This window comes from Tatumella sp. JGM118 (assembly GCF_018257515.1).
In the GTDB taxonomy this organism is placed as follows: Bacteria; Pseudomonadota; Gammaproteobacteria; order Enterobacterales; family Enterobacteriaceae; genus Tatumella; species Tatumella terrea.
In genome coordinates this window covers 290,523-316,592 of the sequence record NZ_JAERJR010000002.1, presented here as the reverse complement: position 1 = coordinate 316,592, position 26,070 = coordinate 290,523, and the positions used below count along the sequence as shown (strand labels likewise).

General features: G+C 51.2%; 21 protein-coding genes and 2 pseudogenes. 11 read left to right on the top strand and 12 right to left on the bottom strand.

Annotated elements, in window-relative coordinates:
* The first annotated feature begins 13 nt into the window (after nucleotides 1-13).
* Both JK223_RS03900 and bioD read left to right on the top strand, forming a co-directional pair.
* Nucleotides 14-1,222, top strand: a complete 1,209-nt coding sequence (locus tag JK223_RS03900; RefSeq protein ID WP_212712895.1) for an ROK family protein — start codon at nucleotides 14-16, stop codon at nucleotides 1,220-1,222.
* Nucleotides 1,223-1,331: 109 nt separating this feature from the next.
* Entirely contained in the window at nucleotides 1,332-2,006 is a 675-nt protein-coding gene (gene bioD / locus JK223_RS03895) for a dethiobiotin synthase (RefSeq protein WP_212712894.1), read from the top strand.
* 95 nt (nucleotides 2,007-2,101) lie between these two features.
* Here bioD and JK223_RS03890 read toward each other — a convergent pair whose 3' ends face one another.
* From JK223_RS03890 to ydfG, 3 genes are all read right to left on the bottom strand, one after another.
* A complete protein-coding gene (locus JK223_RS03890) occupies nucleotides 2,102-2,365 on the bottom strand; it encodes a DUF1161 domain-containing protein (RefSeq protein WP_212712893.1) in 264 nt (87 codons plus the stop codon).
* 42 nt (nucleotides 2,366-2,407) lie between these two features.
* On the bottom strand, nucleotides 2,408-2,752 hold the full coding sequence (locus JK223_RS03885; RefSeq protein ID WP_212712892.1) for a DUF1283 family protein: 345 nt from the start codon (nucleotides 2,750-2,752) through the stop codon (nucleotides 2,408-2,410).
* A gap of 125 nt (nucleotides 2,753-2,877) precedes the next feature.
* Nucleotides 2,878-3,627, bottom strand: a complete 750-nt coding sequence (ydfG, locus tag JK223_RS03880; RefSeq protein ID WP_212712891.1) for a bifunctional NADP-dependent 3-hydroxy acid dehydrogenase/3-hydroxypropionate dehydrogenase YdfG — start codon at nucleotides 3,625-3,627, stop codon at nucleotides 2,878-2,880.
* Nucleotides 3,628-4,048: 421 nt separating this feature from the next.
* Here ydfG and guaD point away from each other — a divergent pair, with 421 nt between their 5' ends.
* Genes guaD through xdhC form a run of 4 tightly spaced genes read left to right on the top strand, consistent with a single transcriptional unit; the run spans nucleotide 4,049 to nucleotide 9,940 of the window.
* A complete protein-coding gene (gene guaD / locus JK223_RS03875) occupies nucleotides 4,049-5,392 on the top strand; it encodes a guanine deaminase (protein WP_212712974.1) in 1,344 nt (447 codons plus the stop codon).
* Entirely contained in the window at nucleotides 5,376-6,821 is a 1,446-nt protein-coding gene (xdhA, locus tag JK223_RS03870; protein WP_212712890.1) for a xanthine dehydrogenase small subunit, read from the top strand. Before guaD ends, xdhA begins: the two co-directional genes overlap by 17 nt.
* Nucleotides 6,811-9,174 carry a xanthine dehydrogenase molybdopterin binding subunit gene (gene xdhB / locus JK223_RS03865; RefSeq protein ID WP_212712889.1) on the top strand — a complete coding sequence of 788 codons (2,364 nt, stop codon included), beginning with the start codon at nucleotides 6,811-6,813 and terminating at the stop codon, nucleotides 9,172-9,174. Before xdhA ends, xdhB begins: the two co-directional genes overlap by 11 nt.
* On the top strand, nucleotides 9,164-9,940 hold the full coding sequence (gene xdhC, locus JK223_RS03860) for a xanthine dehydrogenase accessory protein XdhC (RefSeq protein WP_212712888.1): 777 nt from the start codon (nucleotides 9,164-9,166) through the stop codon (nucleotides 9,938-9,940). Before xdhB ends, xdhC begins: the two co-directional genes overlap by 11 nt.
* A gap of 519 nt (nucleotides 9,941-10,459) precedes the next feature.
* Here xdhC and hpxO read toward each other — a convergent pair.
* Together hpxO and JK223_RS03850 are read right to left on the bottom strand one after the other, a co-directional pair.
* Entirely contained in the window at nucleotides 10,460-11,617 is a 1,158-nt protein-coding gene (gene hpxO / locus JK223_RS03855; protein WP_212712887.1) for an FAD-dependent urate hydroxylase HpxO, read from the bottom strand.
* Between the two features lie 1,528 nt (nucleotides 11,618-13,145).
* Nucleotides 13,146-13,640, bottom strand: coding sequence for a M48 family metallopeptidase (locus tag JK223_RS03850; protein WP_212712886.1), 495 nt, complete (start codon nucleotides 13,638-13,640; stop codon nucleotides 13,146-13,148).
* A 403-nt stretch (nucleotides 13,641-14,043) separates the two neighbouring features.
* On the opposite strand from JK223_RS03850, the gene JK223_RS03845 reads away from it, so the two are divergent.
* Complete coding sequence (locus JK223_RS03845) at nucleotides 14,044-14,487, top strand: NUDIX hydrolase (RefSeq protein ID WP_212712885.1); 444 nt, start codon at nucleotides 14,044-14,046, stop codon at nucleotides 14,485-14,487.
* A 700-nt stretch (nucleotides 14,488-15,187) separates the two neighbouring features.
* Here the strand turns inward: JK223_RS03845 and JK223_RS03840 are convergent.
* On the bottom strand, nucleotides 15,188-15,394 hold the full coding sequence (locus JK223_RS03840) for a hypothetical protein (RefSeq protein ID WP_371813061.1): 207 nt from the start codon (nucleotides 15,392-15,394) through the stop codon (nucleotides 15,188-15,190).
* A 1,224-nt stretch (nucleotides 15,395-16,618) separates the two neighbouring features.
* Complete coding sequence (locus JK223_RS03835; protein WP_212712883.1) at nucleotides 16,619-17,596, bottom strand: hypothetical protein; 978 nt, start codon at nucleotides 17,594-17,596, stop codon at nucleotides 16,619-16,621.
* A 408-nt stretch (nucleotides 17,597-18,004) separates the two neighbouring features.
* Here JK223_RS03835 and JK223_RS03830 point away from each other — a divergent pair, with 408 nt between their 5' ends.
* Nucleotides 18,005-18,271 (top strand): DksA/TraR family C4-type zinc finger protein, encoded by a 267-nt coding sequence (locus tag JK223_RS03830; protein ID WP_212712882.1) that lies wholly within the window; start codon nucleotides 18,005-18,007, stop codon nucleotides 18,269-18,271.
* A gap of 261 nt (nucleotides 18,272-18,532) precedes the next feature.
* Here JK223_RS03830 and JK223_RS03825 read toward each other — a convergent pair whose 3' ends face one another.
* Nucleotides 18,533-19,720, bottom strand: a complete 1,188-nt coding sequence (locus JK223_RS03825; protein WP_212712881.1) for an MFS transporter — start codon at nucleotides 19,718-19,720, stop codon at nucleotides 18,533-18,535.
* 166 nt (nucleotides 19,721-19,886) lie between these two features.
* On the opposite strand from JK223_RS03825, the gene JK223_RS03820 reads away from it, so the two are divergent.
* Both JK223_RS03820 and JK223_RS03815 read left to right on the top strand, forming a co-directional pair.
* Nucleotides 19,887-20,495, top strand: coding sequence for a TetR/AcrR family transcriptional regulator (locus tag JK223_RS03820; protein ID WP_212712880.1), 609 nt, complete (start codon nucleotides 19,887-19,889; stop codon nucleotides 20,493-20,495).
* 244 nt (nucleotides 20,496-20,739) lie between these two features.
* On the top strand, nucleotides 20,740-21,018 hold the full coding sequence (locus JK223_RS03815) for a hypothetical protein (RefSeq protein ID WP_212712879.1): 279 nt from the start codon (nucleotides 20,740-20,742) through the stop codon (nucleotides 21,016-21,018).
* Between the two features lie 219 nt (nucleotides 21,019-21,237).
* Here JK223_RS03815 and JK223_RS03810 read toward each other — a convergent pair whose 3' ends face one another.
* A complete protein-coding gene (locus JK223_RS03810; protein WP_212712878.1) occupies nucleotides 21,238-21,681 on the bottom strand; it encodes a hypothetical protein in 444 nt (147 codons plus the stop codon).
* A 25-nt stretch (nucleotides 21,682-21,706) separates the two neighbouring features.
* Nucleotides 21,707-21,966: pseudogene (locus JK223_RS16885) on the bottom strand (recombinase family protein); the annotation flags it as partial.
* Nucleotides 21,967-22,113: 147 nt separating this feature from the next.
* Between JK223_RS16885 and JK223_RS16880 the strand changes: the two are divergent.
* Nucleotides 22,114-22,333: pseudogene (locus JK223_RS16880) on the top strand (DUF4158 domain-containing protein); the annotation flags it as partial.
* Between the two features lie 398 nt (nucleotides 22,334-22,731).
* Here the strand turns inward: JK223_RS16880 and JK223_RS03800 are convergent.
* Complete coding sequence (locus JK223_RS03800) at nucleotides 22,732-24,192, bottom strand: aspartate aminotransferase family protein (RefSeq protein ID WP_212712877.1); 1,461 nt, start codon at nucleotides 24,190-24,192, stop codon at nucleotides 22,732-22,734.
* A gap of 12 nt (nucleotides 24,193-24,204) precedes the next feature.
* On the bottom strand, nucleotides 24,205-25,590 hold the full coding sequence (locus JK223_RS03795; protein WP_212712876.1) for a diaminobutyrate--2-oxoglutarate transaminase: 1,386 nt from the start codon (nucleotides 25,588-25,590) through the stop codon (nucleotides 24,205-24,207).
* Nucleotides 25,591-26,070: the final 480 nt, after the last annotated feature.

Here is a 26,070-nt window from a genome sequence, read left to right as displayed (position 1 = left end):
AGGGAGGCGGCGAGTGTACGCAAATCAGCCAGGACATATCGACCTGATCCGGCAGGTGAATGCCGGGATAGTCTATCGCCTGATTGACTGTTACGGGCCGGTGTCCAGAATCGAGCTGTCACGCCTTTCTCTGCTGGCGCCGGCCAGTATCACCAAAATTATCCGGGATATGCTCGAGGCGCGGCTGGTCCGGGAGTGTGCGCTGACCGATGCGGGCCTGCGGGGGCGCCCGGCAACCGGTCTGGTACTGGACTGTGATAGCTGGCAGTTTCTGGTGCTGCGGATGACAGGACGGTTCCTGCAGATGACGCTGCGGGATCTCAGTGGCCGGGAAGTGGTCAGTGCCCGGCAGTCTTTGCCCGACGATCCCGCGACCTCTCTTCCCGACTATTTCTCTGAAGTGATTGGGGACTTTTTTTCCCGCAATCACGCACTGACCGAACGCCTGACAGCGATCACCCTCCTGTTGCCGGGCATCATCCATGCCGCCAGCGGAACCCTACACCGTATACCTTATTATGATGCGAAAGACATTCCACTGGGGCAGATCCTGCATCGGCGGACCGGGCTTACGATTTATGTGCAGCAGGATGTCAAAGCCAGCCTGCTGGCTGAGCATTACTTCGGTGCAGCCCGCGGCTCGGGGGATATTATCCAGCTGGTGGCGGGCCGGCAGATTGAGGCCGCGGTGATAAGCTCAGGCAGACTCCTGCACAAGGACAGCACCACGCAGGCAGAGATTGGTCATACGGTAATGGCGGCGGGAGGCCATCGTTGTGAGTGCGGGCATTATGGCTGTCTGAATACGCTGGCGGGAAGTGGTCCGCTGACAGAGCGCTGGCAGCAGGCATGGATGGCCTCCGGGCATACTGCGTTGCCGGAAGCTGATATTCCGGGGTTATGTCATGCAGCACTTTCCGGCCATCTGCCCTCACAGGCGATCATCCGAGACTGCGGCCAACAGATGGGTCGTGCTCTGGCCATGCTGGTCAATCTGTTCAATCCTGAATATATATTGATAGATTCTGCCTTGAATAGTGCAGCGGAAATTCTTTATCCCGCGCTGTATTCCGCGATAAAAAATGAATCTGTGGCCAGCCGCAGAGACCTGCTTATCATCAGACCTGCCAGTTTTAGCCCGGCAGACACCCGCCCGGGAACCGCGTTGATTAAAGATGCTTTATACAGCGGGGAACTGTTGCTTCAGCTTTTACAAGGTTAAGTTACCCTAAACTTGCGTTAACGCAATTCCTCCCCCCCGGCGATCCCCTAAAATGTGATTTACATTCAATTAACTGATATATCCGTAATGGTTCATCCAGGGAGCTTACGTGAAAAAAGTGTTTATTACAGGCACCGACACAGCTGTAGGTAAAACAGTCGTCTCACTGGCGTTGTTGCAGGCAGCCACCCAACAGGGAAAAAGTTGTGTGGGATATAAGCCCGTCGCGAAGAATGCCCGGCCGACGGAGGAGGGGATGCGTAACAACGACGCACTGCTATTACAAAAGGCGAGCAGCGTCGGGCTTCCCTATGACGTCATTAATCCGTTTCCGCTTTCCGGCGATGAGATCAGCACAAGCCCGGGGTGCCGGGTGGATTATGAGGTTCTGACCGCCGGACTGAATAACATCAGTGCACAGTCTGACTGCGTGGTGGTGGAAGGTACCGGCGGATGGCACTGCCTGATGAATAACGAAAGACCGCTGTCAGACTGGGTCGTCAGTCAGCAATTACCGGTGATCCTGGTGGTCGGGATCAAGCTGGGGTGTATTAATCATGCACTGCTCAGCGCCGAAGCGATCCTTAGTGATGGTGTACCGCTTTACGGGTGGATAGCCAACCGTATCAATCCGGGGCTGGCGGAATATGCCAGTATTATTGACGTACTGAAAAAACAGATCGGTGCCCCTTTACTGGGCGAAATTCCGTACCTGCCCAGAGCAGAACAACGGGATTTGACACGATATCTGGATTTGTCACGGGCGGAAGAGGCGGTAATTTAGGCTTACAGGCTTACAGGCTTACAGGCTTACAGGCTTACAGGCTTACAGGCTTAGATGAGATGAGACAGGAGCAGGGGACCTGCTCCTGTAACGGATTAGCCGGCGGAAGACGGGCTGTTGCTGTCGCTCAGACGCTTATAGACCAGCTTCTGGCTGTCGTTCTGGCAATGTCCGACAACCACACCGCCTTGCTGATCGGCCTGGTCGCTTGGCACGATATCCAGGCTGAAGCCGGATTCAGGCACACCGTTAGCAATGATCTTTTTGCTGATATCGGCTTTGACCGACTCACAGGAGGCCTGAGCCAGTAAAGGGCAGGCAAACAACAGGGCACCGGCCCACAGAATTTTACGTTTCATAGGTAGTTCCTTTTCTTTGTAAAGACGCAATTGTTATTATCATCAGGGAGTGACAGGACGCCCGGTACGCCTGTCTAAACAGCGCAGGGTGTTTGGCTCCCAGTAAGCGTTGAGATTTGCACTCTGCTCACATTTATCACGGGTATCGAAAGCGTTATCTGCTTTATCAAACTCTTTCTCAACCCTGCGATTCACTTTATGCCGCAGTGAGCGGGTCTCGTCCCACTGCTGCTGGCGCTCACGCGCTTCTTCTTTTGTCAGCGCATTATCGCCGTTATCAATAACAATGTGCTGAGTCGCCGCCCGGGCGGCAGGTATTGCTGCCAGCGTTCCGCAACCCATCACCGCACACAGAAGCACCGGTAAAATTCCAGAAATCTTTTTCATATTGAGTTCCTTTACTCTCAATCACGGACAGCCGGCCTTAGCTGTACCTGCTTCCGTCAGTATAACATTTGAACGGCTTGACCTGCCAGCCTCTGTCCGGAGCGGTGATCGGGCACACGGGTCACTCAGCCATTCTTTATCACTTTCAGTCCACCATAGGCCTGGCAGACCGGCATCATTTCCAGGGTATTAATGTTGACATGGGCCGGCAGGGTAGACACCCAGTAAACAGATTCGGTCACATCTTCGGCTGTCAGCGGCTGTGTCCCGTCATAGACAGAACTGGCTTTGCTGTCATCGCCTTTAAAGCGGACGTTTGAAAACTCAGTACCGCCGACCAGCCCTGGTTCGATATTGGTGACCCGTACCGCCGTGCCCTGCAGGTCGGTACGCAGATTGAGACTGAACTGACGGACAAAGGCCTTCGTGGCACCGTAGACGTTGCCGCCCATATAAGGCCAGTTACCGGCTGTGGACCCGATATTAATCACGTGACCTTTATTACGGGCTACCATACCCGGTAATACGGCCCGGGTCATAAATACCAGACCTTTGGCATTGGTATCTATCATGGTTTCCCAGTCGTCAGTACTGGCATTCTGTGCCGGTTCTATGCCCAGCGCCAGCCCGGCATTATTGACCAGAATATCGATAGCCTGCCATGCCTCGGGTAATTCGCTCAGGGCGTTATCGATAGCGTCTTTGTCGCGGACATCCAGCCGGAGGGGATACAGACTATCGCCGTGAGTGTCTTTCAGTTGCTGCAGGCGGTCGGCCCGACGTCCGGTGGCAATCACTTTATGTCCGTTTTCGATAAAACGACGGGTAATAGCTTCACCAAATCCTGCTGTCGCGCCTGTCACCAAAATAATCATGTTTTATTCCTTTTATTTTCCTGAGATGTCCCCTAAACATAGCATTGAAAACTGACACATGCCTATCGCTTATCAATGGCAGCGGGTAGCGGTTATCTGCGCATCAGCCATGCGCTCTTTCGTTGTGCACCCGCAACCCCTCTGCACTCTGACAGTGCAGTATTGATGCCGGTAACCGTTCGTCACCGGGAATGATTATCAACGCAACCGGTTGCCGGATAAAAGCAACCGGTTGCTTTTATTTCAACCCGTAAAGCGGCATGCCCCGGGAAACACCCGAGCATAATCAGGTTAACCTGTTGAAAATAAATAACTTTTTGACAAAAAATACTCTGGCATGTTACTTGCAATAGTATCCTGATAACGGATGGGTTATCAGCAGATTTCGGGAAAGAGACCGGAAAGGAGACGGGAAACTATGATGTCAAAAAAACGCCTGCAGGGATTCCGTGCCGCATTTATCCATTATGCGGGAGTGGCTCACCACAGTGATGAAATTGCAGGGCAATTGCGTTATCTGCCCGATGGCTTGCTATTAATTGCCGACGGGAAGGTCGTTTCGCTGGCTCCCTGGACCGGCAGGGAGGATGTGCCGGAAGGCTGCGTGTTTACCGACTATCAGGGCCGGCTGATTATGCCCGGCTTTATCGATACCCATATTCACTATCCACAGACAGAGATGATTGCCGCGTACGGGGAACAACTGCTGGAGTGGCTGGAACAGTATACCTTTCCGGTGGAAAGCAAGTACGGCGACAGTGAGTATGCCAGTGCGATGGCGGCCTTTTTTATCCGTCAGCTTTTCAGCCATGGCACGACCACTGCGCTGGTCTTTGCCTCTGTGCATCCGGAATCTGTGGATGCGCTCTTCCGGGAAGCTCAGAAGTACGCCATGCGTATTATTGCCGGTAAAGTCATGATGGACAGGCACGTGCCCGCGGCTTTACAGGAAGATCCGGCCGAAAGCGCCCGGCAGACCCGCGAACTGATCGAACGCTGGCATGGAAAAGGGCGGCTGGGTTACGCCATCACCCCGAGATTTGTTCCTACCTCCTCACCGGCACTGATGGAACAGGCGGGCGCTCTGCGCCGTGAATATCCGGATGTCTGGATGCAGACCCATCTGAGTGAAAATTTACGGGAGATTGAGTGGGTCAGTGAGCTTTACCCGGAACATGACAGTTACCTCGGCGTCTATGACCATTACCGGCTGACAGGGAAACGCAGCGTCTTTGCACACTGTATTCATCTGCAGGATCAGGAATGGACGTGTCTGCAACAGACCGGCTCTTCCGTAGCTTTCTGTCCGTCTTCTAATCTGTTCCTCGGCAGCGGTCTGTTTAAGTTGTCTGCAGCGAAGGCGAGGAAAATTCCGGTCGGGATCGGTACCGATGTCGGTGCCGGAACCAGTTTTAGTCTGCTGCGTACACTGGGGGATGCCTATAAGGTGCAGCAATTACAGAGCTATAAACTGAATGCCTGCGAAGCTTTTTATCATGCCACGCTCGGCGGCGCTCATGCGCTGGACCTGGATAATGTTATTGGTAACTTCGCACCGGGGAAAGAAGCTGACTTTATTGTGGTTGACCTGAAGGCCACACCGCTGCAGAAACTGCGCTGTGCCGGAAGTCAGGATATTACGGATCAGCTTTTTGTCCTGATGACACTGGGAGACGAACGTAATATCACCCATACCTGGGTTAACGGCGAATGTGTCTGGGCGCAGGGTGAGACACAGGAGAACGACCATGCAATTTTTGCTTAATCAGCAGCTGATTACGGTCAGTCATCTGGACCCGAATATGACGGTGCTGAATTATCTGCGGGAAGAGAAACAGCGGTGCGGTACCAAAGAGGGCTGTGCCTCGGGCGACTGTGGTGCCTGTACGGTGGTGGTGGCTTCACTGGAAGAGGATGAACTGAAGTATCAGACGGTGAACAGTTGCCTGACACTGGTCAGTGCCTTACATGGCAAACAACTGATCACCGTGGAAGACCTGCAGGAGGGACAGCAGCTACACCCCGTACAGCAGGCCATGGTCGATAACCATGCCTCTCAGTGCGGTTTCTGTACCCCGGGCTTTGTGATGTCCCTGTTTGCCCTGATGAAACACAAGGGTCCCGGCGGACATACAGAGACGGAACAGGCGCTGGCCGGTAACCTCTGCCGCTGTACCGGCTATCGCCCGATCCTGCAGGCCGCCAGTGATATTATGCGTCAGGGGACGGGGCAGGATCAGTTTCTGCGTCAGCAGGCGCTGACGAAAAAACAGCTCAATGCGATACAGACACCGGAAATACAGGTCCTGCAACAAGAGGCACGGGTCTGTTATCTGCCGCAGAATGTGACACAGCTTGCCGGACTTTGTCAGCAGCATCCCGATGCCGTGCTGGTGGCCGGTGGGACCGATCTGTCGCTGGCCATTACCCAGTCTCATCAGCGGTTCCCGGTGCTGGTGGCGCTGAGCCATGTACCGGAGCTGAAACAGTGTTACCGTCAGGGAGAGAGGCTGATCATCGGTGCGGCCGCCAGCCTGACCACGGTTGCCACATTTCTGGAACAACATATTCCGGCGACGAAGGCGCTGTTCAGCCGATTCGCATCCTTACAAATCCGTAATCAGGGCACGGTCGGCGGTAATCTGGCTAACGCGTCACCGATTGGTGATTGTGCGCCTGTGCTTCTGGCAATGGATGCACAGCTGATACTGCAATGCGGGGAGCAGCAACGTCAGCTGCCTCTGGAAGAATTTTTTACCGGTTACCGGCAAACGCGCCTTCAGCCGGGAGAGTTTATACACTCGGTGATCATTCCATCCGTGACACTGTCACAAAAAATCAGCCTGCATAAGGTCTCAAAACGGATGGATGATGATATTTCTGCTGTCTTCGCCGCAATGACGATTTCTGCAGACCCTCAGGGGCGTGTGGAGTTTGTGCGGATCGCCTACGGCGGAATGGCCGCGACGCCCTGCAGGGCGCGTCACTGTGAAGCCGTACTTTCCGGGCAGGTCATTACCGTGGCACTGATCGAGCAGGCCTGTGCCGCACTGTCTGAAGATTTTCAGCCACTGAGTGATTTCCGGGCCAGTGCCGGATACCGCCGTGATGTGGCGGCAAATCTGTTACGTCGCTGGTATTTCCGCTATAGCGATCCTTCTGACCTGACGGAGATCTCCGACTATGTCTCATAATTCTGTCGCGCTCTCCCGGGAAGCCCTGAAAGCACTGTTTGACGCTGAAAGTCCGGCCACGGTCGGCAGTCCGCTAATCCATGAGAGTGCTAAAAAGCATGTCTGCGGTGATGCGTTGTACATCGATGATAAAACCTGTCTGGCCGGGACGTTGCATCTGGCTCCGCGGCTCAGTGGACATGCCCGTGCACGGATTATGACGCTGGATGTCAGCCGCTGTTATGACGTGGAGGGGGTGGTCCGGGTGATCACTTGCCAGGATGTGCCGGGGGTCAATGATATTGGTCCGTTAGAAGCCGGTGATCCGTTACTGGCCGATGGCGAAGTGTTCTACCACGGGCAGATCGTGCTGGTGGTCGCGGCCGAAACCCGTGAAGCGGCTTTTGAGGCGGCGGCGCGGGCGGTAATTGAATACGAACCGATGGAGGCTGTGCTGGATGTGCGTCAGGCACTGGCTCAGGAGTTTTATGTGCAGGAGCCGCATCGTCACCAGCGCGGAGATGTCGCGGCGGCCCTGGGCCTCGCAAAACACCGGTTGCAGGGAGAGTTTTCCATCGGGGGGCAGGAACACTTTTATCTGGAAACCCAGACGGCACTGGTTCTGCCGGGCGAGGACGACTGTGTCACCGTTTACTCTTCGACCCAGAACCCGACCGAAGTACAGAAGCTGGTGGCTTCCGTACTGGATATCCCGATGAGTCATGTGGTGATCGATATGCGCCGGATGGGGGGCGGATTCGGGGGGAAAGAAACCCAGGCCGCCGGGGTAGCTTGTCTCTGTGCGGTGGTTGCCCGCCTGACAGGACGGCCGGCAAAAATGCGCTTATCCCGCAGTGACGATATGCAGATCACCGGTAAACGTCACCCGTTCTATGTCCGTTATGACGTGGGTATCGACGAACAGGGCCGCTTCAGCGGTGTGAACATCGACCTGGCGGCAGACTGTGGTTATTCGCTGGATTTAAGTGGTTCGATTGTGGACCGAGCGATGTTTCATGCGGATAACGCCTATTACCTCGGGGATGCCTGTGTCACCGGTTACCGCTGCCGGACCCATACCGCGTCTAATACCGCCTACCGGGGGTTTGGTGGCCCGCAGGGGATGCTGGCCATTGAGCATATTATGGGGCATATCGCCACATTTCTGGGGTGTGACCCGTTGGCTATCCGTCAGCTTAATTACTATGGCGGCGAAGGACGTAACACCACCCATTATTATCAGCAGATTAAGCATGACCGGATGCCGGAAATCACCCGGCAGCTGATCAGCGACAGCGATTATCACCGGCGACGTGAAGACATCCGTGCATTTAATGCAAGCCATACCAGGCTGAAGCGCGGACTGGCCCTGACCCCGGTCAAATTCGGTATTTCTTTTACTTCCGGGTTTCTCAACCAGGCGGGGGCACTGATACTGATTTATACCGACGGTACGGTGCAGCTGAATCACGGTGGCACAGAGATGGGACAGGGGCTGAACACCAAAGTGATTCAGGTGGTGGCGCAGGTACTGCAAATCAGCCCGTCGAAGATCCGTATTATGGCCACCGATACCAGTAAAGTCCCGAATACCTCACCGACGGCAGCCTCCAGCGGGGCCGATCTTAACGGTAAAGCGGCACAAATTGCGGCCACCACCTTACGTACACGTCTGACAGAGATGCTGGCAGAGAAACATCAATGCCGTGGCGAAGAGATCGTGTTCCGTAATGGCGTGGTACGTGCCGCTGATCACTATTACAGCTTTGCGGATGTTGCGCAGATGGCCTGGCTGAGTCAGGTGCCATTATCCGCCACCGGGTATTATAAAGTCCCTGAAATTCACTACGATCGTGCCGCGGGTCGCGGACAACCTTTCTACTATTTTGCCTATGGTGCCGCCTGCTGTGAGGTGATCATCGACACTCTGACCGGAGAATATCGCCTGCTGCGGACAGACATTCTGCATGATGTCGGTGCATCACTGAATCCTGCCCTGGATATTGGCCAGATTGAAGGGGGATTTGTGCAGGGCCAGGGCTGGCTGACCTGCGAAGAGTTGTTCCGGGACAACAGCGGTAAACTGATGACCCGTGGGCCGGCCAGCTATAAGATCCCGGCCGTCAGCGATATGCCGATCGATTTCCGGGTCAAATTGCTGGAAGAGAGAGAGAATAGTCAGCCGACGGTCTACCATTCCAAGGCCGTCGGGGAGCCCCCCTTTATGCTGGCAATCGCGGTGTTCTGTGCCCTGCAGGATGCGATTTCAGCGACGGCGGACTACCGCCATTATCCACTGACCGACAGCCCGGCGACCCCGGAGCGCGTGCTGGCAGGGATACAAAAACTGCGGGAGGCCGGGAATGGACAATGACGACTGGATCACCCGGCTTGCGGAGTTGCGCGAGGCGGGGATGTCGTGTGTGCTGGTGACCGTGATGGGGGAACGTGGTTCGGTTCCCCGTGGCGGCGGCAGTAAGATGATCATTACCGGAGAGCAAAGCTGGCTGACCATCGGCGGAGGACAGCTGGAATTCCGCTGCATGGAAATTGCCCGTGAAATGCTGCAACAGGGGGAATCCCAGCCCCGTTATGAGCAGTTTTCGCTGGGAGCCAGATTTGCGCAATGCTGTGGCGGGGCGGTTTCCGTCTTTTTTGAACCGCTGTGGAATTCACGTCCGCAGGTTGTGGTTTTGGGGGCCGGTCATGTCGGACAGGCACTGATTGCCTTACTGGCGACCTTACCCTGCCAGCTGGTCTGGGCGGACAGCCGGGCAGAATATTTACAGCATGCCCCTCAGGGGGTGCGCTGTTATTGTGAAATGGAATTAGCCGATGTGGTAACGGCGGCCGCGCCCGGCAGCTACTTTGTGGTGATGACCCATAACCATGACCTGGATTTACAGCTGGCAGAGAAGGTGCTGCGCCGGGGGGATTGCCGGTATCTGGGGGTGATTGGGTCACAGACTAAGCGGCAGCGATTTCGCTACCGGCTGGAAGGCAAGGGGATGACTGCCGGAGAACTGGAGACGATGCGTTGTCCGGCCGGGATCGCCGAAGTGAGTGGTAAACTGCCGGCGGAGATCGCCGTATCCATTGCCGGAGAAATTATCGCTGAATACCAGAAGGACCGCGGCTAAGCCATTTTATTCGCTGATAGCCCGGAATACCGGGCCGCAGAGAGTCGCCGGGCGCAGCCTGGTTTAGTGCACATTGCTGAATGCCAGAGGGACCGCCGCTAAGCCATTTTATTCGCTGATAGCCCGGAATACCGGGCCGCAGAGAATTGCCAGGCGCAGCCTGGTTTAGTGTATATTGCTGAATGCCAGAAGGACCGCGGCTAAGCCATTTTATTCGCTGAAAGCCCGGAATACCGGGCCGCAGAGAATTGCCAGGCGTAGCCCGGTTTAGTGTATCTTTCCTGATCCCGTTAAGGAGCCTTAAGCGTTGCGTCTCACGGTACAGAAAGTTATCTGTGAAAGACGCTGTAAGGAAAGCTATTCCGGGACGGGTTTAGTCAGCTATCGCGAGTGTACGCGATGACATCCGGTGACTCACTGAGCCTGCTGACGATGCCGGGGACGTCCGGCATCATGGAGTAAAATGCCGGCGGATAACCGGCATGGTACGGTACGGGTCCGGAGCTACAGGTCCCATTATCAGCCCAATGGCCCGCCTTCGATGGTTTCACACATTCCGGCCAGCACATTGACGCCATCTTCACGGGTGAGTGCCTGATACCAGGCTTCGGTGACCTGAGGGTCTTTGGCGTGGGTGACATCACAGCGCTTACGGGCTTTCAGGATCAGGTCTTTAACGCGCTCATTCCGGCGCTGCTGATAACGTAACAGACTGTCTTCCAGACTCAGTGAATGCGATGCCAGTACCGAGGCCAGTACCACGGCATCTTCCATGGCTGCACAGCCCCCCTGGCCGATATCCGGCGTCGTGCTGTGTGCAGCATCGCCCAGCAGTGCCACGCGACCTTTAACAAACTCCATGAAAGGTTCTATATCGTGGATCTCCACCCGGTTGGTGGTTTGCGGGTCAATAGCATCGATCAGCCGTTGCACCGGTGGTGCCCATCCGCGGAAGTAGCCTTTCAGGTCTTCTCTGACCGTACTGCGATCTTCCTGTAAGCCTTTCGGCAGCGGAACATCAAAAAAGAAGTAGAAGCGGTTATCACTGACCGGCATCAGGGACACGCGTTTACCTTCACCGACATACGTTGTCCATTGATCCGCGGGCGCAATCGACTCATCGATGCTCACCAGTCCGTTCCAGTTCACATAACCGGCATAGCGACGCTCGGTAGGGAAACCCCGCACATATTCCCGTACCACGGAGTGAGTGCCGTCGGCGGCGATAAGAAAATCTCCTCTGGCATGACTCTGGTCATCAAACCAGACGCTGACACCTTCTGCGTCCTGTTCTATCCGGCAGACACGCTTACCAAAGTGGATTTTTTCTGCAGGGTAACTTTCAATCAGCAACTGCTGAAGCTCGGCCCGGGCGACCGGATAGGGGGATTCACCGACACGCGACACCAGAGGCGCCATACTGAAACGGGTCATATCGTTCCCGCTGATATAATCACGGTAAGCCATCCAGGCCATATTGCCGCCCAGTGCTTTTACCGGATCACGCAGGCCAAGGTAATTGAGGCATTTTACCCCGTTTGGCCAGACAGAGATGGCGGCACCCACTGGCCTGATCTCTTTGACGGCTTCATAGACTTCAGCATCATAACCACACCGGCCAAGCGCCAGGGCTGCACTCATCCCGCCAATACCGGCGCCAATAATTATTGCTTTCATTCTTCTCTCCTTTTCCGGACAGGGGAATGGCTGCAACTTTTGTACCAACCCGGGGGATAGGGTGATTTATTCACGAGGTATAGATAAAGCAAGTAAAATCAATGGTTTGAATAAGATGGTATATAACGGTGAGATGCACGCAGAAAGTGCAATGATCGCGGATGGGCGGGAAGATGCACTACGAGCAGGCATTATGAATCGATGGTTTCATCTGCCTGCCTGAAGCGTGACGCCCGGGGTAAAAAACCGCAAAGCGTGCGGGGGAGTTTAACGATAAGAAAGGGTCATAATGCCCCGTGAATGGGTGGTATTTAGCCAGTTCATCTGACTGGTACCGAAATCCGGTGGAAGCGTGGCGGTCGTCAGCCTATGCCACGTTTGAGTCGCCGCAGTCCGGATGGCCTTCGGGCAATTAAATACGCTTTTATAGGAGTCGTAACCACATGCAGACTGATAAATATACCCTGTAAAGTTAATGGTTCCGTCTCTGGAATAACTACTGAAACAGGAAAGTAATAGAACTACATTGATCCCAACGCTGAATATTTTCATTTATTACTCCGTGCATAAAATGTATTGGCATTCAGTCATCGAAGAAATTAATAAATTGAATTCAGATAATGATAACTCTCAACTAATAGCAGAACCGTGCTGCCAGTCACCGTGAATAAAGAAGACAACCTGAAAATAAAGGGCAGAGGTATCAAAACAATTACTGCTTACAGTCAAGGGTATCAATGATAGATTTTTCCTTTGAAAACCTCTTCTTTGATTAATTTATTAGCCTTTACTTTTTTTATCAACTGTTTATTTCTGAATTTAAAGTGAAATAAAAAATACTAATATAAATCAGTCGATTGATGTTTCCCCCCCCGGGGACTGGTTCTGTGGTCATCCACGCACGGCTGCTCAGTGAGCCAGAAAATGAATCACGCTTGTAACCATAATGTAAACAATGGAAACAAAGTTATTACATTGTTCTTTGTGTGTTCATCTTCCCGCCATCAGGCGTGCAGCCCGGGACGTTAACTGGCGATTGTTTCTGTAGCAGGGAGAACTTGCTCAAATAACTCCCCGGGAAACTCTATTCAGGCTTCGCAGATTGTATTTATTTACACAATGTCTTATTAGAATAAAAAGCAGCATAAGGTTCTTCGGTTAATACAATATTACGGGCAGGGACAAGATAATAGCGGGTGGTGAGATTCACTTATCGTTATTGAAATAAAGTCCCTCAGGGCGTGAATAACGACTGTTCCTGAAAAAGATAATATACGTTCTGCGTGGCCGGTGTCTTTAATGACTTCGAACTTCATAAAATAACCGGCCATGAGATTAATCCGAAGAAAATCGCGCAGAGGGACGTATACCTTTGTACAACGTACGGTTTTATTCGAAAGACAGGGCCTGTAAGAGGCCTATTTAGTTACAACATACACTAGAGGTTTTGTAAATAACAGAGCCGTCGGAAAGTGCAGTGTACAAATCAGTGAAAACCCCGACGGCAATAGTCAACAGGCCTAAGGGATCAGGCCTGCTGATCGCGCCAGTTCAGCCATAATCGCATATCGAACTCCAGCTGATAATAATCCGGTTCCATATGACAACACAGCTGATAAAACGCTTTATTGTGTTCTTTCTCTTTAAGATGCGCCAGTTCATGAACCACGATCATGCGAAGAAAGGCTTCCGGTGCATCACGGAACAAGGTCGCAATCCGGATTTCGTTATTTGCCTTCAGTTTTCCGCCCTGAACCCGTGAGACAAAGGTATTTGTGCCTAAGGTTCCGGTGATCGGGTTTTGTTTATTATCGTAATACACCTTCGAAAGCGAAGATGCGTTCCGTACATAGCGCTGTTTATAGCCATCGACATACTGATACAGAGACTTATCGCTCTGTATATCATGCCGGTCGGGGTATTTGCTGGTCAGCCAGCGACCCAGTTTTCCCTGGTCAGCGATGGCCTGGATCTGGCGGAGAATGTCAGGAGGATATCCCTGAAGATACTTTAATGGCTTCATAAATACTGGATAACAAGAGGTCTGGCCGACATCATACCATATAAGGGCCGCTACCGGGGCAAGCAGGATTACGCAGAAAAAACATGTGTCAGAAAGACATTTAACTGCCGGTTAATATCCGTATACAGCCATTTCCCCCCTTAAATCTTGGCGACGCTACGTAAAAAATACAGGGGTAATCTCCTGGTGATTTATCAGAATTCACGTAGCGACACCAGAAGGAAAGGGGAGTAAACGTCGGATTTACCGGTACTGATCGTGTATCCGGAGATGACCGGTTTCGGGTAAACCTGAAACGTCTGATAGCCTGCAATGAAATGTGACTTAAAATCGATCCTGTTTTATGTTTATCCACAAAATCAGTTATTCTGTCTTACCTTGAAAACAGAAAAGGAATCATCCTTTGCGCACACGTCATTCCGCACGTTTGATTATCATCAATTCCCTCAATCAGGTTTTATTATTCAGGTTCAGGCATGAAGATGATGCGCTGGCAGGTAAAGCATACTGGGCGACCCCCGGTGGAGGTGTGGAACCAGGAGAGACTTTTGAGCAGGCCGCCACCAGGGAACTCAAAGAAGAAACCGGTATTGATGTTGGCGATGTGGGCCAATCGTTAACTGAAAGAACTTTTGAAATGACGCTACCCAGCGGTGAGCAGGTTCTGGCATATGAGAGATTTTATTTAATCAGAATAGATAATGAAGATATCAGCACCCACGGATGGACTGAAAATGAAAAATCAGTCATTGATAATTATCACTGGTGGGATCTCAATGAACTGAGAAATACTGGCGACATTGTTTACCCGTCAAATATCCCTGATATCTGCTCAACGCAGGGTTAAACCAAAAGCACCAGGAGGAGCTCTGAAACATAGCCAGCCAGGGTTTTGCTACGTTACTGCAGAACGTTATGAAAACTGAGTTGAAACATTGGATACTGATCGGCTTGCCACAATGGTCGAAGATCTCAGTTATCGGTCATCACCAAAGGCAGGTTCAGATGCCGGCGATTAAGATTACACGGAACCATCATTATCCGGCCTGGCTTACTCTGGTTCGCATAATGTATATTATGTTAAATAGGATATTATAATCACTGGACCCACACAAACTTGAATACCCGCACCTGAATCCTGTTGTTTCACCTGGCCTCACCTTCCTGGTTGCGGCCGTCATCTTTACTCGTTACTTTACTCAATATAACTTTTGTCTGCTGACGCAGATCATCCTGTTCTCTGGTGAATAATGAAATTAGCCGTCATCTCCGGTATCCATGGCAACGTTACTGCTCTCGATGCGGTACTATTTGTGGCGCATTATTCGTGGTTTACCCGGCATTATCTTCCTTAATGCGACTGTGCCATATTTACTCGCGCCTTAGAATTAAAACTCCCGCACAGACATTGAGAATACCCCTGATGCCCGACGGTTTCTGAATACCACCGCTTCAGTATTTAGCCGGACAGATTGATACGTCATTACCGCCGGCCGCCGCCGAAAGTTAGTCCACGACCTGAGCCACTTCCGGAAAGCATCGTTTATTTACTGCTGGACTTTGATACGTGTCCAGCCTTTACGATACATACAGTCTTTCACCAAAATACCTCGCTGACCCGCATTTTGGTCACTCGTTGAGTAGCTGGTATCGGTCGTTTTATATTTTTTATTTTTAGAGGTGTATTTACCCGTGATTTGATTGTCAGGTGGTAAATCCCTGAGCGCCTGAGCTTTACATTCAGTTTCAGCCATCTCTGCCTGCTGCCTGTCGGTTCCGGGTTTAACCCACTGATACCCAACGCACCCCGTCAGGCTTATCAGGATCAACGTCATCACAAAGGTCTTTTTCATAGTGTCCAGTCAAAAGTTAAATGAGGTTAACAGAAAATTCAGTGTCATCAGGCTTCTGTACACAAAATACCAGCCCACTCAGCATGGAGCATGGAGCATGGAGGGATAATACATCATGTCTGAAGATGAAAGTCTGACGCAGCATGCAATGTCAGACATATCTCTTACACGTCGCTGTAAATTCTCAACCGTTAAAAGAGTCTCCTGAAGAATTTGAGTAAAGCTGCTCTCTGTCTATCCTCAAATCCGTGTGCTTACCCGATTAACTGCTGCCATTCACACCCGCCGCAAAGCCATGACATTGCGATGATAATAGTTTTTGTCAGCATCAATTGAGCGTCACCGCCGAAAATATGATGTCAGATTGATCATTTATTCCCGGTCAGCCACGATTACCGCAGACAGGCAGGTAAATCACCGGTGACGCTACGCGAAAAATCGGCACCTTACCCCCTGCTCTTTCATCAGATTTCACGTAGCGACGCCATTATTTTTGAGTGATATTTCGCCGGTTTATCTCCATCATGGAGGGAGACCCGGAGTGTCAGATCCTGTTCCCGGAGACTTGCTGGCAATCATTCATTTCTCAATGAAAACAGTGAAGCGGCACTTGAGGTGATTCCGGATCACAGGAAACTCTTTGCCGGCCGGGAGTAGAATTTTTTCAGGTTCCGAAGTGATACGCCCCTCTGACTCAGTATCAGAATGATTCCGGGGTGTGTTGCTGTTTATCAGCAGAACGCTATGCCGGAGGTTCGATTGGATGTGCGGAACGCCTCTTCGCTTTTACGATAATTAACAACCCGATCCCCCCAATCCTAATTGCGTTACTTAGGGTATGCTGCATATTCTCTCAGGCGGGCAACCCGGTCATCGGGCACGTAATATAAATAAATTTGAAAAATCCGGGCAACGACTCATGCCGGTTACTTAAGAAGTAAGGCCCGGAAATTCGGGCCTTTGGTGGTGTATATAATTTAACCCTGTTTATTTCTCCAGGAACATTATGAACCTGTATTTCTAAAACGTTTAGCTGACTGATATCAGGGAAATACCAGGTAACTGTTTCTGCAATGGTATTTCAGCAATCTGTAAGCATCATTGGCGACAATATCATATCCGGATTTACACTACCTCCAGCTCATAGAAATAAACATCATCTTCGACAGAAAGCGGGCTGATACCCCGGGTGATGTGTCCCGATTCAACCACCATGACGTCACACCCGCCGGCATGTGGTTTTTCCAGCGTTCCCCCGTATCCGTCATTACGGATAGCATATTGAACGGAAGGACCATATTCTCTTGATGCTGATAACCCCATTCCTGACGCGATTAAAAAATGAATTTTTGGTTTTTTATCCATCCATTCTTCCTTTCGAAAATCATCATCTTTTGCATAATCTGCGCACAGGCTAATGGCAAAAGGAACGTCGGGCAGAATATCGTTATCAAATGTGGGGCCATAGCCGGAGTTAGTATTATGTTCGGCCACACTGGTTCCCTGACCATTCACATTCAGACCAAGAGGATGCCCCGGCATTCCCATAAAAAAGTGCATAACCTCCTGTTCCCCACCACTGTACCCGTAATCATAGGTAGCGACTTGTGTTTTTGGCCACATCGAAAGGCAATGTGTTCCATCAGCATTGAAGTTAAAATTATCAATTGCCAGTAAATAGTTGATGGCATCATAATTTTTCTCAGTTTCAATAAGTGTCCCCGCGGATCCACAAAGCAGGATAATTTTCCCGAAATCCCCGACAGGATAATCTTCTATTACACGGGTAATGATGTCAGGTATATGATCCATATAGTATTCAGCGGCACCGGCAACATCCTCTTTACTCCAGAAGGCATACGGACTGAGGTTCCAGTAAAATTCTGGCATACTAAAGAAAAGACACTCGCCTTTTCTTTGACTATTATTCACGGCTTTACTCAATCCCGTTTTAAATACATTGACTTTTTCAGAGAAAATTCTTTCCGCATAATGTTCTATTTTCTCGTCATCCCCCCGGTCGGGTAGTTCAACATCGACTGATGGGCTCCAGGCAAACGGATAAAAAGTACATACATTCAACGACGCAATATTAATAAGCATAAGCTATCCTCTATTGATCAATTGCAGGAATTCTCTGTAGTGTCATTCAGTAAAACCGTCATCAGCCCCGGATGCTGAAAGATGACATAGCCAATGATAATGGTTATTGTCAGCATCAATTGATCGTCACCACTGAAAATATGTTGTCAAATTCATCATTTATTCCCGGTCAGCCACAATTGCCGCAAACAGGCAGGTAAATCTCAGGTATCGCTACGCGAAAAACAGCCATAGCCCCCCTGCTCTTTTCACCAGATTTCACATAGCGACGCCATCATTTTTGTGTGATATTTCACCTTTTTTTGTCGGCGCAGAGAAACACTCTGAGGTTCATCGTCCGGGCCGGGAGTGTCTTCCGGTCATTTTCGTCTATACTTCAGTGTTACCGGGAAGACAGGAGGATAATTTATGGCCGGAGGCTGGTCTGATGACGGTGCCGTTAATAAGCAAATTGATGCCACCATTGAAGATGCTGTCGCTCGCGCAAGAGATCATCTGGGTCAGGGTGAAAGCGCAGAATTCTGTGATGAATGCGGTGAGCCCATTCCTGAAGCCAGACGGCGGGCGTTGGCCGGTGTCCGCTATTGTGTTAATTGCCAGGCGAAAGAAGATAAAAAAAATGCCATCGCGAGTGGGTATAACCGGCGCGGAAGTAAAGATAGCCAGCTGCGTTAAACACTCACAGAGTCCGATGACCCTGCAAAGCCTGGAGTTGATATCAGAAAGCGTATTTCCACAGGGCTGACACGCTGACTTTCACCGGAAAAACCGGTAAATACCTGCAAAAAACGGTCCAAAAGCGTCGTTTTGATGAAGCTCAGGGTATGACCGAACTAAGCAATGTCTTACGGTTTATCATACCCATCGCCAGACGACTGACGGGAAATGACGGTCAGGATCAAACTCTCCTCCCTGACCGTAAGATAATTCAGACTGTTATGAAGAGCGATTCCCCGCCGGAAATCCATGCTTGCTGGCACGAAAGGCAATGATCAGTGCAATGATTAACAGAATAACCAGAGCATCAGGTAAACTGCCTGCTCCTTCATTTCTCAGCAGAAGCCCTCCCGTCAGTCCACCCAGCGCGATTGCGGAGTTCCAGGTCACCACATTCATCGAAAGCGCAATATCAGCATATTCACCGGCAGCATCTGCCAGGGCGGTTTGCAATAATGTTGCTGCCCCACCGAACGTCAATCCCCATACGGCGACCCCGGAATAGATCACTCCTGGAGACGTGGAAGAAATACCGAAGATAAGTGAAACCAGGGCGAATAGTGACAGTGAAAGCAGTACGGCAATCCGCAGGCCCTGGTCTATCACTCTGCCGGTAATAAAAATTCCGGCCATCGCCGCCAGACCAAAAATCAGCAGAACGATATCCACCTCAGATGACAGACCGGATCGTGAGAGAAAAGACGAGATGTAGGTATACAGGATATTGTGCGCAATCATCCAGGTCAGCACCACCCCCAAAACCGGACGAATACCGGGAATAAACAGGACCGATGTCAGCCGTACTTTTTGCCGTAGAGTCTGTCCGGGATAATCAGGCACCACCAGTATAATCCAGGCTATCAGTATCACAGAAAGCGCAGACATCACCGCAAAAGTCAGACGCCACCCCATGAGATCACCCAGCCAGGTTCCGGCAGGGACGCCGAGGGAAAGTGCAACAGGCGTTCCACTCATGGCCAGTGTCAGCGCCCGCCCCTGTAATGAAGGCGAGACCATACGTCTTGCATACCCGGCGATCAAACTCCATGCCAGACCCGCTGCCGCACCGGCAAGAAATCGTGCAACCATGATCACAGCGATGCTTCCGGATACCGCGGTCAGGGAATTAAAGAGCAGAAAGCCGCCTACCGTTGAGAGTAATACTGTTCGTCTGGACCACGTCCGGGTCAGGAGAGTCAGAGGAATGGCCGCCAGTAGTGAACCCGCCGCATAAGCGGTCACTACCTGACCCGCAACTGACGGGGAAGTATGAAGACCTGCACTGATACCCGCTAAAAGCCCTGCAGGAATGGTCTCGGTCAGTATACAAATAAAGCCGGTCATCGCCAGTGCAAGCAGTGCCGGCACGGGTAATCCTGATGTGTCGTTAACTCCGGTTTCTTTCATAGAAAACAGCCCCTTAATATGCCCCCTGAAGGAGCCCTGACTCCAGAGGTGTGGTTTGTGAATAGCTGAGAATTAATAATGTATCGATCGGTATATATGTTGAGTGCAGAGATTCCTGTTGTCAACTTTTATGTATCGGTTAGTATATATGTATGGAGGAATTACCATGAGAACAGGCAGACCAAGGCAATTTGACAGAACCGACGCCGTCATAAAGGCAATGCATCTTTTCTGGGAACAGGGGTATGAGGCGACATCGCTTGCGCAACTGAAGGCTGCGATAGGAAACGGGATAACAGCGCCCAGTTTCTATGCTGCTTTTGGCTCGAAGGCGGCACTTTTTAGCGAGGCGGTAAACTGTTATCTGAATTCACATGCTCAGGTGACATCATCGCTGCAGGATGCCGGGCTTCCGCCGCGTCAGGCGCTTGAGATGACATTAATAAATTCGGCAAAAATGCAGTATGAAGCAGGCCATCCACGTGGATGTATGGTGGCGCTTAGCGTTGCCTTCCCCTGCCCGCCTGACGAAAGTCATATCCTGAAACCACTTGCAGCGTCGAGGCAACAGACGCGTGAAGGGATCCGACAGTGTCTGCAAAGAGGCATAGATCAGGGTGAACTTATTGATAATGAAGATACCCACGCACTTGCCGTCTGTTTCGACAGTTTTCTGCTGGGCATATCGACGCTGGCCCGGGACAATGTCCCGCTGGAAGAGACGTTAAAAGCTATCCCGCAGATAATGAAACTCTGGGACGCTGCGCGTTTATAAAGGACATTCCGGCGTTGTCATCGCTGATAGCCGGGGGTATCTTCATTACCACTTAACGGCGGGCATGCCATCCGGACAGTGATGCTGAAGGACCCGCGACCGTCATCGATGGAGTACAATGCCTGAACACGTTATCGCGGGAGAACTTTATTGATGCATCTTCTTCACGATAAACAGAGGATTATCTGTTACTTGTCCGTGTATCCTTTCAATAATTCGTGCATGAAAAATTAAGGTGGTACCCGTGTCCGAACATGAAAAATATCCTGACCTTTTAGCCAATGCTGTTCAGAATCCGACGGAAGAGGAATCTTTGTTACTCAACCCTACCGATCATGGCTGGCTGAATGATGCTGATTTTAAGACGCTGGTAGATCGTCGCGTAAAACTGTTGCTCAAATCTCAGGTGTACAGCAAAACTTATCCCAATGGTGAAATCTGGCAGGTGTTCCCGGAGGGTACAAAGCGGATGCATTTTGATCGGTTCGGTAACCAGGTCGATGGTGAAAGAATTCCTCAGTAACCTTTAAAACGGTGTGGCGCCTGCTCAGTCGGACAAGCACATTAAGAATAGTAGTAAGTTTGCATTCTTTAAAAGGTTTCGTCTTAGTTCGAATAAATCTCGCACAGGGGTTCTACACCGGAACCGCCGAAATTCCGGCCAGTAATGCGAATATGCGAATAAACCTGTCACTTACCTGTCCGGGTCTGCTCCGGATTTATAGTTAAAGGTTAAAATTGATTAACACTCTCCTTCATCACCCAAGCCATAAGTGCATTCCATTGGGTCAATCCAATGATAATCCCGCTGATACAGATGTATTGTTTCACCATTATTCAGCAAAAGACTGGCTGTTCCGCTGGAGTATAAGTTCCAGCTGGCGCTGGTGCCGTCACGCCAGACCAGCTGACCGGAAGTGAAGCAAGGGGTATAACGATCTTTAGTCACTACAAACCCTTCAACAGGCTGGGCTTCGTTAAAAAAACTCAGTATTTGTTCACGGGTGGGCTGGAATTTACTGCAATCCTCTTTAATGGTTGCATCTTCTGATGACCACTCAAGCGTTTGCCCGGTTTCGATTTCAGTCAGTGTTTTTACTTTTCCTTCCTGACTACACGCAGTAATAATAAAAACAACTATTAATGGCGATAAAAATGTCAGAGGATTTTTTTTTATCGTTACCATTTTGCTGTACTCGCCTCTGATGGTGTTTCATTCCCCAGGCCCGGAGATCGTCCGCAATCGCTCTGGCATCCGGGACTGAACGGGCCAATCGGTCCAGCTTTGGTACAACCAGTGTGTCTCCCTGGTTCACTTCTCCAGACCGGGTCGCTGGCGATATGAGCCTGTAAGTCCTTTATCGGTGTAAATCAGGTCGTGAGAAACGCCCTGACTGGTCAGGGCTTCCTGTTGCGCAGCCAGATCCTGGCTTACGGTACGTCCATAGCCTATGCGTATTTCAATTGTTATATGTACGATTCAGGAGCCATGAAAGAGATTGATAACGTACTGTCTCTATGAGATGACTTTATGCCTGATTTTCCGCAGATACCAGACACATTTTTGAATGTCCGCGGAGCGATCCCCTTACGGATATGATTAATCGGGGTCAGGATGACAATGCGTGGTAAATATGCACTGTTTGGTTACCGCTCGTGGTCATCTTCGCTGTATTCACAGCCTGAACAGCAGGCCGCTCACATTGTTCACAGGGATTGTAACCCCAGGTTTTGTTGTCACAGAGCTGATTATTTGGCTCAACGAACATAAAATTATCTGGCGCGGTTATACCAGGCTTCAGGAGCTTGTGAGCCGGGTTCTTTCTGAAGAAAGACAGTGACAGGTGCGTATACTGGCGGAACAACCCGGTAATGCAACTATTGCTGACCTGAACAAACCATTTTGCTGAACGGGCATTATAACTTCCAGAGCAGCAATGAACTTATCGCTCTGGATACGCTGGTAGCCGGACTGAAACTGACTTAACGGAAATTTCGGCGGTTCCGGCGTAGAGCCCTTAGTAGTGAATTTCTTCCTCTTATCGATAGGGTTTCATCCGGCATCCAATAACCACCTGAATCTTCTGACAAACATGAGGTGAACGCCTTAATATCATGATCGTGTTTCTGTTATTAAGGTTCGCACCCTGTTTATCTATAAACCCTATTGTATGTTGTAACTAAATTGAAGTAAAAAAAACCGACAACCCGCAGGTCATCGGTTCAGAACGTCCGGTTATGCGCTTAAGCGGCGACCGGTTTGCTGTACGCTGCTCAGCAGAACCTTAACGTCATCCAGCGTGACTACCGGGTTCAGTAAGGTCAGTTTCAGACAGGTGATACCGTCGGCTTCCGTCACACCCACATTGGCGCTGCCACTGGCCAGCAGTTCGTCTCCGATGCGCTGGTTCAGTAAGGCAATACCGCCCTGCACATCGTCTGACGGACGATAACGGAATAAGACACTGGCCAGTTGTGGCTGCATAACCAGTTCCAGATCGGACTGTTCTGCCACATACTCCCCTGCCTCGCGAGCCAGAGTTACGCCGTTATCGATGATTTCGGCATATTTCTTCCGGCCCAGCGCTTCCAGTCCCATCCACAGTTTCAGTGCGTCAAAACGACGGGTTGTCTGCAGTGATTTAGAGACGAGGTTAGGCACCCCCTGCTCTTCATCGAATCCGGAGTTCAGATAAGCCGCCTGATAACGCATCAGTTCATAGTGACGGGCATCCTTCAGCAGGAATGCGCCACAGCTGATGGTCTGGAAGTACTGTTTATGGAAATCCAGGGTCACAGAATCAGCTTTTTCCAGGCCATCCAGGAAGTGACGATATTTCTCAGACAGTAATAACGCCCCGCCCCAGGCGGCATCCACATGAACCCAAATCTGCTGCTCTGCTGCCAGCGCAGTGATCTCGTTTAATGGATCGATGGCACCGGCATCGGTCGTTCCGGCTGTCGCGACGATGGCCATAACCTGCTCACCCTTCGCTTTCGCTTCGGTCAGTTTTGCGGCCAGGTCATTCATATCCATCCGGGAGAACGCGTCTGTTTTGATCTGCGTCACCGAGCGATAGCCCAGCCCCATCAGCGCCATATTCTTCTGAACAGAAAAATGCGCATGCTCCGAGCAGAATACTTTGATTTTGCTTAGGTCGCCGGTCAGCCCCTGCTGCTGGACGGAATGGCCCTGGCGCGCAAAAAAGGCATCGCGGGCCAGCATCAGCCCCATCAGATTACTCTGGGTTCCCCCGCTGGTGAACACGCCCGCATCACCGGCCGGATAACCGACCGAGGCGCGCAGCCATTCGATCAGCTTCATCTCGATAAGCGTCGCTGAAGGGCTCTGATCCCAGGAGTCCATGCTCTGGTTAGTGGCATTAATCAGCACTTCGGCGGCCTGGCTGATCACCAGGCTCGGGCAATGCAGATGCGCCACACACTGCGGGTGATGGACAGACAGGCTGTCTTTCAGGAAATATTCAACCGCACGGCCAATCGCCGCCTCATTTCCCAGCCCCTGCTCAGTAAAGTTCAGCGAAATACGGTCACGTAGCTGCTCAACCGTTTTCCCCTGATACATCTCAGGCTGTTTCAGCCACTCAACGACAGCGGCGGTACTTTGTTCAATAGCCGCCTGGTAGGCGGCAATACTTTCAGCCGACCCGGAAAGGATCGGATTGATATCAGACATTAACTGACTCCGTTATACAGGCTGAACACCGGCGTCCAGCAGAGCCTGTTCGAATTTCTGCAGGAAAATACCCAGCTCTTCTTTGGTGATCAGCAGGGATGGCAGCAGACGCAGAACACAACCGTCACGCCCGCCACGCTCCAGGATCAGACCATTTTCGAAACATTTTTTCTGCAACAGTGCAGAAAGCTGTCCGTCGGCTGGGTAAGAGCCCATCGCATCTTGTGGTTTTGACGGGTCAACAATTTCGATACCGATCATCAGGCCCGGGCCACGCACCTGGCCGATCACCGGATAACGTTTCTGCAGGGCACGCAGTTCACCGGACAGCCATTCACCGTGCTCAGCGACCTGCTCTGCGATATTTTCCTGTTTCAGGATCTTCAGCGTGGTCAGACCGGTGGCCATCGCCATCTGGTTACCACGGAATGTGCCGGTGTGGTGTCCCGGAGACCAGACATCAATCTGCTTTTTGATGCCCAGTACCGCCAGTGGCAGACTGCCGCCGACAGCTTTAGACATGACAATGATGTCCGGCTCAATGCCTGCGTGTTCAAAGGCAAAGAACTTACCGGTACGCGCGAATCCGGCCTGTACTTCGTCGAGGATCAGTAAAATACCGTGTTCTTCGGTCACTTTACGCAGGCGCTGTAAGAATTCGACCGGTGCCGGGTTGACTCCGCCCTCACCCTGAACGGCTTCAAGGATCACGGCCGCAGGTTTACGCACGCCGCTTTCAACGTCGTTGATCAGGTTTTCAAAGTAGTAAGAGATCGCTTTAACACCGGCTTCGCCGCCCAGTCCGAACGGACAGCGGTAAAGATGCGGATACGGCATAAACTGCACTTCCGGCATCAGTCCATCCACCGCTTCTTTCGGTGACAGGTTCGCGGTTACGGACAGTGCACCGTGGGTCATCCCGTGGTAACCGCCGGAGAAGCTGATAATACCGCTACGGCCGGTCGCTTTTTTCGCAAGCTTCAGTGCGGCTTCAACAGCATCGGCACCGGAAGGTCCGGTGAACTGTAAGCAGTATTCTTTCCCTTCACCCGGTAATAACGATAACAGGTAAGCCGAGAATTCGTCTTTTAACGGGGTGGTCAGGTCAAGTGTATGTAACGGTAATCCGCTGGTGATAACACTCTGGATGCTCTCAAGCACTTCCGGATGATTATGACCCAGCGCCAGGGTACCGGCACCGGCCAGACAGTCGAGATATTCTTTACCCTCAACATCCGTGATCCACGCACCTTTGGCTTTAGCGATCGCCAGCGGCAATTTACGCGGATAACTTCTGACGTTTGATTCAAACTCAGACTGTCTGTTTAAGAAGTTTTCATTGCTTTGTGGTAATGAATGCGCATTCAAAGTATTCATACGGACTTTATCCGTCATCATATCACTCCTACAACCCGGAAAAGCTCTGTGCCGGATTGGATAAAAGGTTAAAAAAACAGGGTCTATAAAGCGCGGCTAATATAAGTTTTTTCAGTGGACGTTACAACTGTTTTTACTTTTCCGGTTTTTCGGACTTTTCCTTTATAAATCAACGTAAAATCAGGATTTCCTGTCTTACAGAGTGATCAGTTTTGTAACTAAACCCCGGCCCATTGATGAAGGGTTAATCGCTAACGGGAAATTACCCACTCTTTGGTTGCGGGTATTCACTGTCAACCGACGGAACCGGGCCACTCCGGGAGGACTTCCTTTGCGACGGGTGGCATAACATTCTGAAGACTTTCTGAAGGCGGAAAAATGCCTGGTATCCCCCGGCGAACAGGCTGCCCGGCTCAGGATATCCGGGCAGAGATGGCGGGATAATCTGCCGATAACCCGTCCCGGCACGCCACAGCGCAGTCGTGACCAGAGGATGACCGG

Coding starts and splice junctions, on each gene's coding strand:
- xdhB (WP_212712889.1), top strand. CDS start 6,811: ATGTCTCATAATTCTGTCGCGCTCTCCCGGGAAGCCCTGAAAGCACTG.
- JK223_RS03850 (WP_212712886.1), bottom strand. CDS start 13,640: ATGAAGCCATTAAAGTATCTTCAGGGATATCCTCCTGACATTCTCCGC.
- JK223_RS03810 (WP_212712878.1), bottom strand. CDS start 21,681: ATGGTAACGATAAAAAAAAATCCTCTGACATTTTTATCGCCATTAATA.
- JK223_RS03840 (WP_371813061.1), bottom strand. CDS start 15,394: ATGGCTGAAACTGAATGTAAAGCTCAGGCGCTCAGGGATTTACCACCT.
- JK223_RS03835 (WP_212712883.1), bottom strand. CDS start 17,596: ATGCTTATTAATATTGCGTCGTTGAATGTATGTACTTTTTATCCGTTT.
- JK223_RS03830 (WP_212712882.1), top strand. CDS start 18,005: ATGGCCGGAGGCTGGTCTGATGACGGTGCCGTTAATAAGCAAATTGAT.
- JK223_RS03825 (WP_212712881.1), bottom strand. CDS start 19,720: ATGAAAGAAACCGGAGTTAACGACACATCAGGATTACCCGTGCCGGCA.
- xdhA (WP_212712890.1), top strand. CDS start 5,376: ATGCAATTTTTGCTTAATCAGCAGCTGATTACGGTCAGTCATCTGGAC.
- xdhC (WP_212712888.1), top strand. CDS start 9,164: ATGGACAATGACGACTGGATCACCCGGCTTGCGGAGTTGCGCGAGGCG.
- hpxO (WP_212712887.1), bottom strand. CDS start 11,617: ATGAAAGCAATAATTATTGGCGCCGGTATTGGCGGGATGAGTGCAGCC.
- JK223_RS03800 (WP_212712877.1), bottom strand. CDS start 24,192: ATGTCTGATATCAATCCGATCCTTTCCGGGTCGGCTGAAAGTATTGCC.
- JK223_RS03795 (WP_212712876.1), bottom strand. CDS start 25,590: ATGATGACGGATAAAGTCCGTATGAATACTTTGAATGCGCATTCATTA.
- JK223_RS03820 (WP_212712880.1), top strand. CDS start 19,887: ATGAGAACAGGCAGACCAAGGCAATTTGACAGAACCGACGCCGTCATA.
- JK223_RS03890 (WP_212712893.1), bottom strand. CDS start 2,365: ATGAAACGTAAAATTCTGTGGGCCGGTGCCCTGTTGTTTGCCTGCCCT.
- guaD (WP_212712974.1), top strand. CDS start 4,049: ATGTCAAAAAAACGCCTGCAGGGATTCCGTGCCGCATTTATCCATTAT.
- JK223_RS03885 (WP_212712892.1), bottom strand. CDS start 2,752: ATGAAAAAGATTTCTGGAATTTTACCGGTGCTTCTGTGTGCGGTGATG.
- ydfG (WP_212712891.1), bottom strand. CDS start 3,627: ATGATTATTTTGGTGACAGGCGCGACAGCAGGATTTGGTGAAGCTATT.